At 39.9% G+C, this 17703-nt stretch carries 13 protein-coding genes and 1 pseudogene; 3 read left to right on the plus strand and 11 right to left on the minus strand.

All coding sequences use genetic code 11. From position 1 onward, the window contains the following. Nucleotides 1–214: 214 nt before the first annotated feature. The 4 genes from Q0791_RS07380 to Q0791_RS07395 form a co-directional block, all read right to left on the minus strand. Nucleotides 215–1012, minus strand: a complete 798-nt coding sequence (locus Q0791_RS07380) for a methyltransferase domain-containing protein (protein WP_299004305.1) — start codon at nt 1010–1012, stop codon at nt 215–217. Between the two features lie 192 nt (nt 1013–1204). Next, nucleotides 1205–1768 carry a phosphoribosyltransferase gene (locus Q0791_RS07385; RefSeq protein ID WP_299004307.1) on the minus strand — a complete coding sequence of 188 codons (564 nt, stop codon included), beginning with the start codon at nt 1766–1768 and terminating at the stop codon, nt 1205–1207. A gap of 257 nt (nt 1769–2025) precedes the next feature. After that, the gene (locus Q0791_RS07390; RefSeq protein WP_299004309.1) at nt 2026–3159 is read right to left on the minus strand and encodes an endonuclease/exonuclease/phosphatase family protein; all 1134 of its coding nucleotides are present in this window, start codon (nt 3157–3159) and stop codon (nt 2026–2028) included. A gap of 5 nt (nt 3160–3164) precedes the next feature. Beyond that, nucleotides 3165–4121: a DUF808 domain-containing protein gene (locus Q0791_RS07395; RefSeq protein ID WP_299004311.1), complete on the minus strand. Its 957-nt coding sequence runs from the start codon at nt 4119–4121 to the stop codon at nt 3165–3167. Nucleotides 4122–4323: 202 nt separating this feature from the next. Between Q0791_RS07395 and rpiA the strand changes: the two genes are divergently transcribed. Further along, on the plus strand, nt 4324–4983 hold the full coding sequence (rpiA, locus tag Q0791_RS07400) for a ribose-5-phosphate isomerase RpiA (protein ID WP_299004313.1): 660 nt from the start codon (nt 4324–4326) through the stop codon (nt 4981–4983). Between the two features lie 115 nt (nt 4984–5098). Here the strand turns inward: rpiA and recJ are convergent, their stop codons facing one another. The 4 genes and pseudogenes from recJ to Q0791_RS07420 form a co-directional block, all read right to left on the minus strand. Then, nucleotides 5099–6823, minus strand: coding sequence for a single-stranded-DNA-specific exonuclease RecJ (gene recJ / locus Q0791_RS07405; protein WP_299004315.1), 1725 nt, complete (start codon nt 6821–6823; stop codon nt 5099–5101). Nucleotides 6824–6981: 158 nt separating this feature from the next. After that, nucleotides 6982–7743 (minus strand): bifunctional protein-disulfide isomerase/oxidoreductase DsbC, encoded by a 762-nt coding sequence (gene dsbC, locus Q0791_RS07410; protein WP_299004316.1) that lies wholly within the window; start codon nt 7741–7743, stop codon nt 6982–6984. A gap of 233 nt (nt 7744–7976) precedes the next feature. Next, entirely contained in the window at nt 7977–8879 is a 903-nt protein-coding gene (gene xerD / locus Q0791_RS07415) for a site-specific tyrosine recombinase XerD (RefSeq protein WP_299004318.1), read from the minus strand. Between the two features lie 143 nt (nt 8880–9022). Continuing rightward, a pseudogene (locus tag Q0791_RS07420) lies at nt 9023–9422 on the minus strand (spermidine synthase); the annotation flags it as partial. A gap of 194 nt (nt 9423–9616) precedes the next feature. Here Q0791_RS07420 and rluA point away from each other — a divergent pair. Continuing rightward, nucleotides 9617–10294 carry a bifunctional tRNA pseudouridine(32) synthase/23S rRNA pseudouridine(746) synthase RluA gene (gene rluA / locus Q0791_RS07425; RefSeq protein ID WP_299004320.1) on the plus strand — a complete coding sequence of 226 codons (678 nt, stop codon included), beginning with the start codon at nt 9617–9619 and terminating at the stop codon, nt 10292–10294. Between the two features lie 73 nt (nt 10295–10367). After that, entirely contained in the window at nt 10368–10829 is a 462-nt protein-coding gene (gene asnC / locus Q0791_RS07430) for a transcriptional regulator AsnC (protein ID WP_299004321.1), read from the plus strand. A gap of 166 nt (nt 10830–10995) precedes the next feature. Here asnC and Q0791_RS07435 read toward each other — a convergent pair whose 3' ends face one another. The 3 genes from Q0791_RS07435 to Q0791_RS07445 form a co-directional block, all read right to left on the minus strand. Continuing rightward, nucleotides 10996–14832 carry a S8 family serine peptidase gene (locus Q0791_RS07435; RefSeq protein WP_299004323.1) on the minus strand — a complete coding sequence of 1279 codons (3837 nt, stop codon included), beginning with the start codon at nt 14830–14832 and terminating at the stop codon, nt 10996–10998. 765 nt (nt 14833–15597) lie between these two features. After that, the gene (gene tnpA / locus Q0791_RS07440) at nt 15598–15993 is read right to left on the minus strand and encodes an IS200/IS605 family transposase (protein ID WP_299004325.1); all 396 of its coding nucleotides are present in this window, start codon (nt 15991–15993) and stop codon (nt 15598–15600) included. A 249-nt stretch (nt 15994–16242) separates the two neighbouring features. Further along, nucleotides 16243–17697 (minus strand): hypothetical protein, encoded by a 1455-nt coding sequence (locus Q0791_RS07445; protein ID WP_299004327.1) that lies wholly within the window; start codon nt 17695–17697, stop codon nt 16243–16245. Between the last annotated feature and the right edge of the window lie 6 nt (nt 17698–17703).

The following is a 17703-nucleotide window of genomic DNA, read 5'->3' on the forward strand; positions in this document are numbered from 1 at the left end:
GCTGTCATCGGCAATTGCGAGCCACATATTATGCCAATTGCAATGGATTAGAATTAATATTGATGATCACTGCCAATAATCGTGATGCGTAGATGCGTATAAAACGCTGTCATGGGCAATTTCGAGCCACATATTATGCCAATTGCAATGGATTAGAATTAATATTGATGATCACTGCCAATGATCGTGATGCGTAGATGCGTATAAAACGCTGTCATCGGCAATTGCGAGCGACTATCTGCCCCATTGTTACATAAGGCATTAACGCATTTGAATGAATTAATGTATTAAGCTCTTTCTGTAATAGAGTAATATCATTTTGTGACATAATATTCGCCGACATCAAACCTGACGTAATACTCGTTAGCAAACCTGTCGACAATTGCCGCTCTCTTTCCGTTTGTAGTGTTGCTTGAACAAATTGATAATTTTCAACATGAAAATCAGCTTGTTCCATGTAAGAAAACAACCTTATACCTATGTTAAAGTCAACACCAAAACTTTCTCCAAGTTTAGCGTAAGCGGTAGCCAGTTTTTGATAAGCTAACGGAGTATATTGAGTAAAAAAGTCTGAAACATTGGGTTCCTCAATAATGAGTAAACCATTACTTGTTAGCAATGTTTTTAACTTTCTAATCACATCAATGGGATTAACTAAGTGATGAAGCACACAGCGCAAATAAATTTTGTCATAACGCTGCTCTGTTTGATAATCATGAATATCAGCATTAATGATACGCACAGAACCTGCACTATTATATTTCATGCGCAAGGTTAAAAGCTCAACGTACTTTTTTTCTCGCTCTATACAAGTTAGGTGGCCTGAATAGTTAAGTAATTGGGCAATAATTTGAGAGGCACCACCTGCACCACTACCCACTTCAAGTACACGATCAGATGCGCAAAGATATTGAGTAAGATAAGGCACTGATGACTTATTTAATACACATTCTTGATCACGCAGCCTTTGTATTTCACTGTCCTCAACTCCAAGTACGTATTCATTTACCATAGCGTTTAATCTAGACGAATATATAACCTAGATTAAGTATATACCCAAATGCCTTGCCTAAAACGCTTTTTATTCCAGCTGAATTCTGCATCTTCATGTCACTTGGGGATAATGTCTTTTCACAAAAATCAGGCGCTATTATACCTGTGATACCAGAATCATTAAACTGGCAACACAGGTATTAATAAAAACTTACTCCGCAAATAAATGCTTAATATTAGCTAAATCGCCTTTTCCTTCTAAAATTTCTTGGCGAGATAAACCTGACACTTCATGAGGAAACACCAACCATTCATCCGACTCATGAATATAATAGTCCGGTTTTAACGGCACAGCCGTATTGCTAGGCTTATAATAGGGACACGCAATTCGCACATCTTTTGGCATATTAAGACGCATCAATTCAGCCAACTTTTCTTTTAACGCATGCACACTGCGGCCTGAATCAAACACATCATCCACAATCAAAAGTGCATCATCGGCATTGGCATTTTCTACAATATAATGCAATCCATGAACCTTAATTTGCTTACTCTGTTGATTAATACCGTAATAGGAAGAAGTCCTGACTGCAATATGATCCGTTTCAACTTGTTTAAAATCAAAGAATTCTTGTACCGCAATACCAATAGGAGCACCACCACGCCAGATCCCAACAATAAATTGTGGGCGAAAACCACTCTCATAAACTTGCGCAGCCAAACGAAATGAATCTTCTAATAATTGCTGCGCCGTGATAAAGCACTTTTGTGACATTTTGCCGTCCCCATTCATTATGTTTTATTTGGTACGGCGGGCTAATACTGCATTTTCAAAAATTCGAATGCAGTAAAACGAAGCGTAATCTTTCGCTTTTAAAGCACCACCTGATTTTGGGGGCGCATTCTATACTAAAAAAAATATTTATGCCTTAAAAATAAGCGTAATGTGTGCACTAACGAATAAAAAGTAAAGTCGTAAGCAAAGCATTCCTTATTAACACAACAAAGAAATAACAAACATAAGATCACAAATTAGCTATACTCTCTTAGCTGTAAACTTATCATCACAGGCGCATGATCGCTACTTTGACTGTCTTTTTCATATTGAGGGTTCACTAAATACTCATCAAATGTTTGATAGTCTGTGACGACAGCCATGTTATGTTTATCGGTAGGCGTAAACTCTGATGACAATAAAATATAATCTAACACTCTGCCTTTTGAACCATGATAATGGGTCGCGGGGCGAGGCGATTCAAACACAAGATCTAAGCTGGCTTGATATAAATCAAAGGCATCTTTAATAACGAAGTCACTGAGATCACCATTAAACTCTCGAGAAAAACGCAATTCATTTGTCATGACATGGGACAAAATATCCCCCGACATGGCATCGTTAAAATCCCCCATGATAACAAAGGGCCTATGATAACGTTGACGTATTTTAACTATGTGGGCAAATAACATAGCCGCTTCTGTCCCCCGTTGAATGCTGGCTGCCCATGACCCCAATACATTTTCAGTTAATACTTGTCCGACATTATCCCTCTCTTCATTGATCTTTGTTGCACTTGATTTTAAGCTAACAGCTAAAGTATCAACTTGTGGCGCTTTGGCTTGTAAAACTGCGCTTAATGAAGGGCTGCACTGCGCGCGCTGAGCTTCATGAGCCGGTCCAATGTTGTCAAGCATGGGGCGTTTCGATTTTAGATGCACAACATAGAAATCACACAGCCCAAAATTTGGCAATTTAATACTCACTTGAAGCGGGGCGCGACTATAACTAAAATCACCTAACAATCCCATACTGCTGATCAATAAAGGATCCGCTTTAATAATAAAGGGGTTTTCAATAGGATAACGAGAAGCAATGGCCACAACTGGCGATTCATATACATGATCGGCTTTTTGTACTGGCGTACCTGCAATAGCAAAATAAGGATAACCATTTTCTTTCAATAACACTTTTAATGCATCACCACTAAACACTTCCTGAAAAGCAATCACATCCGGTTGTGCCTTTAATAAAAAGGTCGCTATCCATGCTTGTTTTTTAAGCCATTCTTGATGAGTGTAGATATTATCAAAATCATAATAAGCACCGGGAGGCGCAATATAATTAAATAAATTTAACGTCGCTATTTTTATCTCATCACAATCACTCAAGAGTTTTATCCCTTCACTTTCTTCTGGATTGTCTTAGCCAGTTCAAACAATAATAACGCTAGCCCACCCACCAAGACGCCAAACAGAGCATTCAATACACTGGGTATAATCAAAAATAAGACAGGACCGATTAAAAACCAAGATTGGGTCATTGCCGCAAGCAAGCTAAATAAGGTTGAAATTGGATGTATGCCATGGGTCAAAATACCTCCCCCCACCATAAACATGGCGATAGTGCCAATAATTGATAAACTTTTCATCAATCGTGGCGCCGCACTTAATAACATCAAGCCCATTTTTCGTTGAACCTTGCCTCGACGGCCTAACATTTTCCGCTGACTCAAGTATAGTCCCGCATCATCCATTCTCACAATCAACGCTACAATACCATACACGCCAATTGTCATCACTATGGCTATGATCACTAAAGTAAAAAATTGCGTGATTAAACTCATATGAGCCACAACGCCTAAGGTAATGGCTATAATTTCCGCTGATAAAACAAAATCTGTTCGAATTGCGCCTTTGACTTTCTTTGCTTCATAAGCCTTAAGATCACCATGAGTTTCATCTTTAACTGCCATTGAGCTCGCATTTAAATGCCCAGAGTCCTTAACCTGTTTTCTATGGGTGTAACTATGGTACAGGCTTTCAAAACCTTCAAAACATAAATACAAGCCACCCAACATTAATAGTGGCATCACAGCCCATGGGATCAATCCACTGATCAAGAGCGCCAAAGGCACAAGAATACATTTATTTCTCAAAGAGCCTTTCGCCACCGCCCATACTACAGGTAACTCTCTGTCTGCATTGACGCCTGAAACTTGCTGAGCATTTAAAGCGAGATCATCCCCTAACACCCCTGCTGTTTTTCGCGCCGCCATTTTACTCATAGTGGCCACATCATCTAATACTGTTGTAATATCATCCAGTAAGGTCAGCAAACTCGCTCCAGCCATAGCCACTCCTTAATATAGCTAAATCAAAAATAGTGATACGTGATAATACCGTTAAAAATACGCTTTCTCTTCAGTCAACACAATGGCCTTCTTCTTTTCTAGACAATTTCGACCAAGATCATTTTTCGCTGAAAAAACCGAACAATGCCCTCACAAACCAGAGTATACTAGAATCAGTTTACTGCCTTGATGGAATAACACAATGACGCAAGATGAAATGAAAAAAGCGGCCGCATGGGCTGCACTAAAATATGTTGAACATGACAGTATTGTTGGCGTAGGGACTGGCTCGACCGTCAATCACTTTATTGATGCCCTTGCCACAATGAAAGCGGATATTGACGGTGCAGTCTCGAGCTCTGAGGCGTCAACAGAAAAAATGAAAGCATTAGGGATCCCTGTTTACGATCTTAACAGTGTGAACGAGCTGTCCATTTACGTTGATGGCGCCGATGAAATTAATGCCAGCATGCACATGATTAAAGGCGGCGGCGCAGCATTAACGCGAGAAAAAATTGTTGCCGCAGTGGCCGATAAATTTATCTGTATCGCAGACAGCTCGAAACAAGTCGATATTTTAGGCGAATTTCCTCTCCCTATAGAAGTCATCCCTATGGCCCGCTCTTACGTGGCTAGAGAGCTGGTTAAATTAGGCGGCGATCCTGTGTATCGAGAAGGCGTTATTACTGACAACGGCAATATTATTTTAGATGTCTACAATATGAAAATTATGCAACCTAAAGTATTAGAAGAACAAATTAACGCCATTGTCGGTGTAGTAACCAACGGATTATTCGCTCACCGAAGCGCTGATGTCTTATTAGTGGGTAAAGAAGACGGCGTCGATACTATTACAGCCTGATGAAAAAAGGCGATGTGAGCGCACTTAGTTAGCTTACTCAATTAGCTTACTCAACTTAGTCCTCACATCGCTTTTTAACATCAAAACCGCTCATTCACCAGTCACGGGTATACCATCAAGCAGCTTCAATCTGTTCAATGAGGAGCTGCAATGATTGATTACCCCGGAATTCATTCACATCCAATTTATAAACTAGTCTCACCAGTTGAATACTGGCATCGGGCCAAGTTTGCAAATCAACATTAAACACAATGCCATCAACCATAACACGACTACAAGGTGTCTCTAGCACTAATTTTAAATGTTTCTCACCAACAATGCGTTGTTGAATAACCTTAAAATAACCATCAAACAAAGGCTCTGGAAAAGCTTGTCCCCAAGGCCCAGCCTGCCTTAGTTCTGTTGCAACAGCCAGGGTTAATTGATCACTGGTTAATTCACCATCTGAAAGATACTCCCCCGTTAACAACTCAGGTTTTATCGTTTCTCGAATCGCTTTATCAAAAGCATCATTGAATGCTGCAAAATCCGTTTCTTTTATCGATAACCCCGCTGCCATCGCATGACCACCAAATTTCAAAATCATTTTGGGATGTCTGCTATTAATCAGCTCCAGCAAGTCTCGCATATGCAGGCCTTTAATTGATCGTGCAGAGCCCTTTATCTCGCCGTTCCCCGCATCCGCAAACGCAATAACGGGTCGATGATATTTGTCTTTTATGCGCGAAGCCAAAATACCAATGACCCCTTGGTGCCAGTCTGCTTGAAACAAAGCAATGCCCCAAGGCAGTGATGCCATATCAAATGTGAGACTCTTCAGACGCTTTAATGCTTCTTGTTGCATTTCCTGCTCTAGCGCTCGCCTTTCCATATTCAAACTATCCAGTTGCGCCGCCATTCTTCGAGCCATCATCACATCATCACATAGCAAGGTTTCCACACCTAAGGCCATTTCATCTAATCGACCCGCGGCATTCAATCTGGGGCCAACAGTAAAACCAAAATCAGATGCCACCACACGAGATATATTCTTTTTCGCCACTTCCAATAACGCCGTGATCCCCACTCGACATCGACCCGCTCGCACTCGCTTTAATCCCATTTCAACCAGAATGCGATTATTACAATCTAATGGCACCACATCCGCCACCGTGCCTAATGCCACAATATCCAATAAATGGGCTAAATTAGGCTCCACAATATGACGCGTTTGATACCAGTTTCTTGTTCTTAATTCTGCCCGCAAGGCTGACATTAAATAAAAAGCCACACCCACACCAGCAATCGCTTTACTGGCAAAACCACATCCAGGTTGATTAGGATTCACTATGGCATCTGCGTTTGGCAGCACTTGTCCGGGCAAATGATGATCCGTTATCACCACTTGCATCCCTAAGGCTTTCGCCGCATTCACCCCTTCAACAGATGAGATACCATTGTCCACAGTGATCAAGAGCTCCGCGCCCTTAGTATGGGCAACTTGTACAATCTCAGGACTGAGGCCATAGCCAAAATCAAACCGATTAGGAATAAGATAATCTACATTAACAGCCCCCATCATTCGCAGTGCTAATATGCACACACTGGTTGATGTTGCTCCATCGGCATCAAAATCCCCCATAATCAAAATATGTTTATTGTCATTGATGCCATCGGCAATGATCTGTGCGGCTCTATCGAGCCCCAACATGTTATTGGGTCTGAGTAACTGAGTGAGGTTCAAGTCACATTCGTGAGCGAGTACGCCTCGACTGGCATAAATTTGTTTTAACAATGGCGATAAACTATCGGGAAGGTGGCTGTCATCCACATGAGGACGACGATTGATTTGATGGTTCACAAATGAAAGTTACCTAAAAGAAAAGAAGCACTATATCGTAAGCTATAGTTTGAAAAAAGACACGATATAAAATTCAAGAATAGACACAGACATATGACTGATGGCATAAAAAAGTGAGCCTAAAAAGGCTCACTCTTAATATCAAACAGGTCTTACCATTATTTAGCTGAAGTCGACTCCGTTTTTTTCTGCTCATCCATTTGCTGAAGTATTTTTAACAATTGCTTCGGTGGCTGGTAACCTGGAATTAAACTGCCATCTTCTAGAACAATGGCTGGCGTGCCATTAATACCAAATGCCACACCGAGCTCATATTGCTCTTTGATCTTAGCATCACAATCTGCATCTTTAACAGGTTTACCCGCCTTAGCATCATCCATCGCCTTTAATGGATCAGCAGAGCACCACACCGCTTCCATTTCATCAGCGGTTTTTGAGGGCACGCCCGCACGAGGGAAAGCCAAATAGCGTACAGTAATACCTAAAGCATTATACTCTGCCATTTCATTATGCAGTTTACGGCAATAACCACAGTAAGTGTCAGTAAAGACAGTGACGACATACTTTTGATTTTTTGCTTTATACACAAGCATGTCATTTTCAAGTTTCTTCAGCATTTTCAACCTAGGCCCAGCCATTGCCGCTTCAGTTAGGTTTTTCATGCCATTATCTAAGTCATAAATCGTACCATGCACTAACTTAGTGCCATCTTGGCTAATATACAGTACACCTCGATTGGTTAAGGCTTCATATAAACCGGGAATCGATGACATTTTTATCGACATGACATCAACATCTAAAGTTGAGCTCAATTTTTGCTCAAGCATTTGCGCTTCAGCCTTATTAGCATCCGTTGCTGCCATAGCTGCTGGCGATAATACCATCACCGCCATCAAAGAAAGTACACGAGTAAACTTCATGGGATATCCTAAATAAATTAAGTGTGGATCACGATTCTGACGCATCAAAAGACTAGACCCTGCTTTAGCCTCAAAACTTACAGCCTCAACTAGCTGAAAGCAACTTTTTTACCATTTTATTGCTTTTTTATCCGCATTGACGGATCTATTTCCCACTAAATTAAACTAAAGTTTAACATCTTTATATGCGTGCATCTGAAAGATGCAGGCCTAGGGTCGTTTGAAATATTGTATCAACCTCTGGGGTGATGCATTCTATGAAGCTCAGACAATCTTGCTTTAGCCACATGCGTATAAATCTGGGTTGTCGATAAATCACTGTGCCCTAAAAGCAGTTGCACCACCCGCAAATCGCCACCATGATTTAATAAATGGGTTGCAAATGCATGACGTAAGGTATGTGGGGATAAAGGTGAGACAATCCCCGCACGAATGGCATAAAGCTTAATACGATGCCAAAAAGTTTGTCTCGTCATTTGCTTTGCCCTTTTAGAGGGAAACAGCACATCACTTGGCTGATTTTTTAATAAATAATTTCTTCCATTCGCTAAATAAGATTCTATCTCTGCAATCGCATATTCTCCAATAGGCACAATGCGCTCCTTTCCTCCTTTACCCACAATTCGCACCAGGCCTTGATTAAGACTGATTTCTTCAAGTGTTAAACTCACCAGCTCGGTCACCCGCAGCCCAGTTGCATAAAGTAACTCTAACATAGCCTTATCACGGCACTCTATCGCATCATCCACATTGGGTTCCGCCAGCAAGGCGCTAACATCATCCTCACTTAAAGAATTGGGTAATTGTCTGGTTAACTTAGGCGCTTGCAGCATCTCCATAGGATCGATATTAATGCGATTATTGATCCGTAAAAAACCATAAAATCGTTTAAGGCTACTGACTAAACGAGCACTACTACTATTAGCAAACCCTTGTTCAAAACGATGTTCAAGGTAAGCGCGAACATTCGCTTGGGTTACCGACAGCAAGACTAATCCCTTTTTTTGAATATAGGTATCAAAATGCAGCAAATCACTTCGATAGGCTGATAAGGTATTATCACTCAAGCCTTCTGTTGACCATAATTCATCCAAAAAAGATTCAACAATAGGATCGGAAATAAAATTTGCTTGCATCTCTAAAACCTCATCCTAAGCCCTATGAGATTGTCATACCCCAAGGAATATTAGCAATATATAGTAAACGTTTTGAATGCTATTACAATAGCGTCATTTTTAGAATAAAAATCAAATTTAAAGCCACAATTTAAACCGAGTCAGACTTTTTTATGATGGTTTTCAGCTAAAAAAGCACTGGCATCTTGATTGATTATTGTGAGCTTCTTGCTTTGAGGTAATTGAAAAAAACGCTGAGATAAGTGAATAACCTGCTCTCGTAATTCAACCGCAGTTATTTTTATGCTCGAATCAAAATACTTGAGTGCATGTATTAGCACCCCTCCCCCTAAGCCTAAAATCATGACTCGCTTAGGCTCACAAAAAAGCAATATCAATAACATAGCTTGTATATAAGTATGTTGTGGAATATGAGGGGTTAACTTTAATAATTTACTTTGTTCGTCATTGTCAGCAAAAGCCAATATTCTCACTTCTTTATTGTCCAATACCCTAGATCTCAGCAATAAGCGGCCCATATTCATCTACTGCTTTATAAATCACATAAAATTCTGTCACTCACACTCTCTCAACAATTCCAATCAAAGCGACATTCTACTGAGAAGCTTTCTTCATGAATAGTTTAGCCCACACGATAAAAATCCGCCTTTTACCGCCCACAATGCTTGCAAGCCTTCTTCTGTGGGAGTATCTTTGCCACGCATTTTATGACTATATTACGAAAACATGGGTTTTTCATGAACGATTTTGTTTATTCTCCACCAACTTCCCCTTGGTTAACCATACTGCACCAAGATAAAGACATTATTGTCCTTGATAAACCTTCTGGACTGCTTTCAGTACCTGGACGTGATCCTAAACACAATGACAGTATTTACAGTCGTGTATTAGCCGAGCATCCAAATGCACAAATTGTGCATCGTCTCGATATGGCCACATCGGGTATTATCATAGTCGCCCTCAGACGCAGTGCCGAAAAAGAACTTAAAAGGCAATTTAGGGACAGAGAAACCCAAAAAACCTACTTAGCCCGTGTCGCGGGTCATGTTAAAGCCCATACAGGCAGTGTCGATCTCCCCTTGATTTGTGACTGGCCAAATAGACCTAAACAAAAAGTGTGCCATGATATCGGCAAGGCATCTCAAACTTATTTTGAGGTATTAACACAAGCCAAACGCTCAACGTTAGTTAAACTCACGCCAATCACCGGCCGTTCTCATCAGTTACGAGTCCATATGATGGCGCTTGGGCATCCGATTCTAGGGGATAATTTTTATGCTGATCCATTAGCCAAAAGCTTAGCACCTCGGTTATTATTGCACGCTCAAAGCTTAACCATAACGCATCCTTATTCCGGTGAGGAAATGACTTTCTCGTGTGATGCCCCTTTTATCGAAGCCCAAGGAGAGCAATAAATCTGAGCCTAATAAGCTGAGTTCATTGCTATAGTAAAGTGACTAACAACCTATTGATACATTGAGGTAATAAATGGAAACGGCATTTAATCGCGATCCTCTCGACAATCAGATCCTAGCCGCCTTAATGCAAGAAGCCCGTACCCCTTTTGCTGAACTGGCTAAACGCTTCTCCGTCAGTGCAGGAACCATTCATGTGCGAGTTGAGAAAATGAAACAAGCGGGGATCATCACAGGTGCACAGATCACCGTCGATCCTAAAGCCTTAGGTTATGATGTCTGTTGTTTTATTGGCATTAATTTAAAAAGCGCTGGCGATTACCCCGCAGCCCTGGATAAACTCAATGCGCTAGAAGAAGTCGTAGAAGCTTATTACACCACAGGAAATTTCAATGTCTTTGTCAAGGTCATGTGTCAATCCATAGATGGCCTTCAACATGTGTTAATTAATCGCATTCAATCTATCGATGAAATCCAGTCCACAGAAACGCTGATTATTTTGCAAAATCCCATCGCTCGCAATGTTAAACCTTAAACACTTAAACACTTAAACACTTAAACACTTAAACAAGAATCGCAAAGTATAAAACGGATACAAAAGAAAGGCTGAACCGATATGAACCGGAGCAGCCTTTCTTTTATCTTATTAAAATAAATGGATAACGCTTAAATAACAGCGTCTAATCCATATATTTCACTTTTTATGCCGCTAGCTTACGACGCAACCAAGCTAGAGGCAATAAAGTCATTGCCAACCAACCTAATGAACCACCGCTAGAAGACTTGCTTTTAGTGCTGCCGTCACTTGGTTCACTTTCTTGTTGTTTTTGTTCAATAGTAACACTAGTACTGGCTGAGCTAACATTACCTTGAGGATCTGTCACTGTTAATACAAATCCTAGCGTATTGTCTCCATCTGCAAAATTTGGCGCATCAAAAGTAATACTCTCAGCTGCTGCATCAAATGTCACACTCGTACCAGAAGTTTGTACCCATTGATAAATTAACTCATCACCATTAGCATCGGAAGAACCTGAGCCATCGAGTATGATAGCGCCGCTTTCAACGGCAGATTCTGGTGAACTAATTAACGCTTCTGGCATTGCTTCAACCACACCAAAATAATATAAACGTTCTACTGAGTCACCTTCAATCTCATGCGTTAATCCAAGATGGAAGTTTGAACCAGCTTTGCGAGGGACTAAATCAAAACTAACCGTTGTCTGTTTTGCTTCAAGCTCTTCAGTCGACGCCGCTTGATTAATTTCCCATTTAATTTTATTCCCTTGCACAACCCCATCATGAGAAATATTCGCAACTTCATGTCCTTCTGAAATAACCGCCATTAAAGAATATGTTTTATCTTCTTTATAATTATTGGCTTCAACAAAATAACGGATATTAACCGCTTCACCCGGTGCCATAGCATCAGACACAGGCACATCATTCAGCACAGATGTTTCCTCACGCACAAGAGTGAAAGGAATATCTTCTTGCTGACTCCCATCACCAGATCTCAAGACCACAAAACCTTCTACGTTTTCATTCGTATTCCAATCTAGTGTCAAACTGAAGTCATTGGCGCTACCATCAATACTGGCAACCACATTTTCACTCACCGACTCTAGACTTTGTTGCATTGTCGTCGTCGTAATCGTGACTTTATCAGTTCCACCTTCACTGGAAGCCGTATATCCATAAACGACAACGTAATACTTCCCTGCAGCAAGAGTGCTAAAAGTCACACTTTCATCAGACGTTGAACCAGCACTTGAGCCTATCGCTTTTTCTTCAGCATCTAAGATCACTAAATCAACATCAGGCGCCGTCAAAGAACTAGTGCTAAAAGTGATATTTTCAAAATCTTCTTCTAATGTTACTTCAATATAATCATTCGTATCGGCTGCAACCTCGACAATTTGAGGCTCATGTAAATGACGCTTTTCATAAACAACTGCATTAATATCTTTCAGTTCTTTAGACACTAAATTTGAATATGTCATTGAACCTTGCGTCTTCACTGTTGTTATATCAATATTTTTAGGTAAATTGTGTGTTACTGAATGAGCCGCTACTGGTAGCTTAACATCGGGTAAATCATTCGATGTTAATTCAATGTTACCAAAACTCCAACCTTCGTCAGCTGCACTCACATTTGCCGTAACCGTTATTTCTTGACTTTCTCCTGCAGCCAAAGTGAAACGCTTAGGCGATACATCTAAATAAAAGCCATCCCCAGACGTTAATGCACTTGCATTCCAACTGGCATCCGTCGTTGCTTTAACGGTGCGCGTCCAACTACAAACACCTAAACAACTTGCATTAGCCATTGATGCTAAATTAATCTCAGAAGGCTCTCCCCCTAAACTAGGATCAGCAATCAAATACCCTTCATAAGTCTCATCCATGATAAGACCTGTTTGTGCTGCCGCCGAAATATTAACGTAGCCCGCCCCCATATCAAAGAAATCTGATGGCGTCACCCCATCTTCTTTAAAGGTATTTTGATCGGCCGTTAGCATTAATGCCGATTGCACTTCAGCTGGCGACCAATCTGGATGTAACTTGGCAATCAAAGTCAAGGCGCCTGCAATATGTGGGCTGGCCATTGACGTACCGCTTAAAAAACTATAATCACTGGGATTTGGGTTTTCTTTAAACTTATCTGATTGCTCATCCGCATAAGCAGCATAAATACTCACTCCAGGCGCTGCAATAGAAGGCACTATGATATCAGGAACCGATTTATTGGAACCTCTTGAGGTAAAATCGGCCGCAATGCGTGCAAGGCTTTCATCTTTTACAATCGAAGTTCCGGAAATACTTGCGCTATGATCTGAGCCTGTTGCCAGCCAAGTTCTTAATGCGTCACCTTGATCTGCATCAATATGAATAGCAGGAAGCGTATGTGCATCGGCTACCACACTGCTCGCCCCATCCTGAAGGTTTGCCAGTACAAGACCTGCTGCACCGCCAGCAAGAACATTACGCCCTTTATCTACACGAGCAATCGCGCCACGATCGCACACCACTATGGTGTTCTCTGCAAAGGTATCAGCTGGGAAAGGTTGTAAACATTGCGCCGGATCGCCATCGGGGTCGTTGGCATTAATGAAATCACCAGCATAGACAATCGCACCACTAAAGGCACCTGACGCTGCTTTACCCGTTATTGTACTTGGCGCTGTCGTATCACCGCCCGTAAATTCTGATAGTGTTTTATCGCTATAATCTCTGTCATGAGTATAAGCCGCCACTGTGGTTAACCAAGGTGCGTCACCTGGTGAGCCGACTGTTTCAGGATCTGGGCCTGAATTACCTGCCGATGTGGCCACATGAATACCCGCTTTACGCGCCGCTAAAAATGCCAACGCATCTGCATCTTGCCATGGATCGCTGCTGCCACCACCAATAGAATAGTTAAGTACATCCACACCATTTTCTATGGCATGTTCAACCGCTAAAACCGTTAATGAAGGAAGACAGCCATTAAAGCCAATGGCATCATCATCACCAGGTCGACAGACTTGGTAAGAAACGATGTTTGCGTGGGGGGCCACACCCGACATGGCATCAAATGAAATACCTAATGGCTTACCATCGACATCGGAAATGGATAAATCATATAGGAAATTACCCGCCGTGGTACTGGCGGTATGGGAACCATGACCATCATGATCTTCTCCATTTTGGGCTATATCAGGATCGTAATCAGGGTAATCATCGGTAATTTCAGGCCAACTGTGAACACCAATTAACTTATCATTACAAAGCTCTGGATAGTCGGTCGCACAATCGCCCGAATATACACCTTCTCCCCAAGGATTAGTGTGATCATAATTATCACCACCAATATCGGCAAATGAAGGGTGATCGGTATTCACTCCAGTATCGATGATCCCGACAATCATGCCTTCACCATAGGTTGCCGTACCACTGGCACTGCCATCCCACACAGCAGGCGCTTGAATAATCTCAGGCCCCGCATCTGTTTGCGTTTGACGTAACACTTCACGTTTGATATGGGCAACACCACTGACTAACGCAAGCTTTTTGGCTTCAGCTTGCGTCATTTCTACCACCATACCGTTATAAGAAAGGTTAGTTCTTTGTTTAATTTTTAAAGAACCCAGTTTCGCTTTCGCCTTATTAATCACTTCATTTTGACGACTAACAAGATGTTGGCGATATGCTTTCACGTCCGTATTATTAATATCAAGCTTACGATTGCCATTTTTTAACGCTGCAGGGCTAGTGGCCTTAAGGCCCTCAATCCCCCCTTCATATAAGGCCACAGGGCTATCATCAAAACGCACAAAATAACGATACACGCCAGCATCTAAATCATCTTCTGCAATAAATACTCTTGACTGGCCAGTGGAAGGCAGCAAATATTTTTTTTGAATATCAGCTGTATATTGGATATTTTTAGATGGATCTGACTTAGATACCGAAACATGATATTGCTCTGAGGCCTGAACGCTCATCGCCATGGACATTAACGCTGCTGAAACAGCAACTGCAACTTGACTTCTCATTGATTATTCCCTTTACATCTTTAAGATGCTTTTATTTATAATTAAGGCTTAGATTTTTACCGCTGCAATGCTCAGAAAACGCTCATCGACTCTGAGTCAACTAACAAGGATTAATCTTCCCCATAAAATTGAGAATCATTTTTTTAACACAAAGATCCCATTTCATCAAACTAAATAATAATAAAAACATAAACATGATCAATCATTAGAGAAAACTACCACAGAGAAGAGCTTCAATTACAAGAGGAACAACATGCCATTATCATTTATGGCAAAAAACATAAAAAAACAATAACAATTTGAATTTAAAGACAATTTAAATAATAAATAGATAGATAACCTAAATAATGCAAACTGTTAGCCATAGTGTGCTAATTAAGATCCATTTTTTATCTTTAAAATTTATCTGCCCCATAACATTATTTAAAACAATCAATAACAACGTCTTTTTTCGTTACTTGCTAAGAACACTGCTAAAGGTGGAGTAAGAGCACAAGTCGTTGCTTCAATGAGTTGACTAGCGTAATTAGCAGCACCCTCTGGACACATTCACAAAGAAGGTTATTCAAAATTTTCAATAAATTACAACACATTATTTTATAACAATTATTACAAGCTTCCGTTTAAGTACCTGAGTATAAAATTACCAATAGTTAACTGACCTCCGACAAAGCCGGAGGCTTATTTAGATGACGACCTAAAAGGGCGTAAGTCAGTGCCCAAGGCACTCTCTATATGCAGAATTTCAATTGATCCCGATGAATGTCATTTTTCTTGATTTCGTATGTACTCTTTTATCATTTTCTCATCCAAACCAACTGTAGAAACATAATAACCTCTTGCCCAAAAAGCCTCCCCATTGACGTTTTTTTGCCGTCCCTTAAACTGACGAGCAATTGAAATGGCACTTTTACTTTTCATAAACCCCATGAAGTTAGATACTGAAAATTTGGCTGGAATATTCAAACACATATGAGCATGATCTGACATTAAATGCCCTTGTTCGATCACAACTCCTTTTTGACGGGCTAGTTCGTGAAAGACTTCACCCAAGTGCTTTCGAGGAGCACCAAATATTAACTTACGTCTCTTTTTTGGAATAAAGACTATATGGTACTTACAATCCCAACGTGTATGAGACAAACTCTTAGGGTCTCGCATAGGGTACTCTCTTGTCTTTTGGTCGAGACTTGAGCGTACCTACTACTGTGGCGTAGGTGAAACCTATGCGAGTCACCTCCGCAGAGCTGGGGGTTTACCGTTTATTTAATTAAAAATCATATAGATAAATTTAAATCAGTCAGTTATCATGATTATCCAATAAAAACAGATCAATTTAACTTACATAAAAACTACCTTTACAGCTAGAAATTTGGGGTTATTGCTATATTACTTATTTAGAATAAACGATTAATCACATACATCTACGTACCTTAATGGTACATCAATATCACCTTCGATACAGTTAATTGTCATATATGTTGAAGCATTGAGTAATTCAACACCTCTAAAGTAAATAGTAAAATTTGAATGTGGAAAAGATAATAGCCTCCAATAATTCGATTTTAACATATATCTTGGCTCTACTACTGGTAAAATTGGAGTATTACATTTATTACCACATGGTTCAGGTAAAGGTACAGGACACGAATAATAACTAGGAGAATTTAACCTTTCATATTCACAATTAGATAACAAAATAAAATCTGATGTTTTGGACAAGTCGAGTTTAGACCTAACTTGACTTATTCTTGAATATACAATCTCAGCACTTTCTTGCCATTTATTGGCAATTTCTTCAAAAGTTGGCCTTATATACGGTATTTTGGGATTTATCGGATCAGATGATACTACTAAATGAGGAATATTAATTCGCGATCCATATACAGGAACAAACAGGCTTTTCCTTAACCTATGTATCAAACCATCTATCACCCGCTCTTCTTGGATTAGTTTACTAGGGTATGGAATAATACGACCATTTTCATGGTAATAATATATCGAGACACCTTTTTTTTCTTTTATTGCATGTCGAAGAAATCGATCCAAATCACCTAAAGTAACAGACCAACTAAGATTATTACGAATTAAATAAATCATATGTTCTATTAACTTTCGCCAATCAATATAAACATCTGCATCTTTAATATTAGTATTACTTTTCAATGTCCAATCGGTTAACAATTGAATTTCAGCATCCCAGCTTGAACCTGTATTCAATAATTCCGATATAGAGTCTTCCCACCCTGGTAGTGTCTTTCCATGGAAGGGAATATCTTGATCTATATTACCACTTATAGGAAGAGTGCTAGAAAAAGAAGATAAAAAATCAATAGCTCGCCAAATACCAGTATCATCTAACGCTTTACATACTGGTATATTTATTTCTCCACTAGGAGTATACCAAACCTCAATGTCACATATTGATTCTAGCGTGCCATTATTATCTAATTTAAAACCAGATAGCAATACTTGAGTTTCAGCAGAATAAATTTCTGCTGGTTTAATATAAAGTCCTTTAGCTGACGCTTCATATGATAATTTAGAAATACTTGATGTTTGATTCATAGCATTAAATATACCATTAAATCCAACTGATATTTCACCTTCAAATGGCCCTTCATTTATTATATTTGTTGATACTGAAAAAGCAGGGCTATCATCTATTTTTTTTATACCTCCAACTTTAGGTATATACCATACTAAATTATTATTTAAAGAGTCAGAAAAAAGGTGAAATTTATTTTGTAAATCCACACTAAATAAGCTAGATACATTATTAGCCTCTGGTGACATCGGTGTAGAATTTGCCCAATTTGATAAAAATATGAAAATAAATAAAATACACTTCCTGATTTTTTTCATGATAAT

Source organism: uncultured Shewanella sp. (assembly GCF_947495455.1).
Classification (GTDB): Bacteria; Pseudomonadota; Gammaproteobacteria; order Enterobacterales; family Shewanellaceae; genus Shewanella.

What these genes read in the sequence shown, in the direction of transcription:
- Q0791_RS07385 (WP_299004307.1), bottom strand. Translation starts at nt 1,768, where the DNA reads ATGTCACAAAAGTGCTTTATCACGGCGCAGCAATTATTAGAAGATTCA.
- Q0791_RS07395 (WP_299004311.1), bottom strand. Translation starts at nt 4,121, where the DNA reads ATGGCTGGAGCGAGTTTGCTGACCTTACTGGATGATATTACAACAGTA.
- tnpA (WP_299004325.1), bottom strand. Translation starts at nt 15,993, where the DNA reads ATGCGAGACCCTAAGAGTTTGTCTCATACACGTTGGGATTGTAAGTAC.
- asnC (WP_299004321.1), top strand. Translation starts at nt 10,368, where the DNA reads ATGGAAACGGCATTTAATCGCGATCCTCTCGACAATCAGATCCTAGCC.
- Q0791_RS07380 (WP_299004305.1), bottom strand. Translation starts at nt 1,012, where the DNA reads ATGGTAAATGAATACGTACTTGGAGTTGAGGACAGTGAAATACAAAGG.
- Q0791_RS07445 (WP_299004327.1), bottom strand. Translation starts at nt 17,697, where the DNA reads ATGAAAAAAATCAGGAAGTGTATTTTATTTATTTTCATATTTTTATCA.
- rpiA (WP_299004313.1), top strand. Translation starts at nt 4,324, where the DNA reads ATGACGCAAGATGAAATGAAAAAAGCGGCCGCATGGGCTGCACTAAAA.
- xerD (WP_299004318.1), bottom strand. Translation starts at nt 8,879, where the DNA reads ATGCAAGCAAATTTTATTTCCGATCCTATTGTTGAATCTTTTTTGGAT.
- Q0791_RS07435 (WP_299004323.1), bottom strand. Translation starts at nt 14,832, where the DNA reads ATGAGAAGTCAAGTTGCAGTTGCTGTTTCAGCAGCGTTAATGTCCATG.
- dsbC (WP_299004316.1), bottom strand. Translation starts at nt 7,743, where the DNA reads ATGAAGTTTACTCGTGTACTTTCTTTGATGGCGGTGATGGTATTATCG.
- rluA (WP_299004320.1), top strand. Translation starts at nt 9,617, where the DNA reads ATGAACGATTTTGTTTATTCTCCACCAACTTCCCCTTGGTTAACCATA.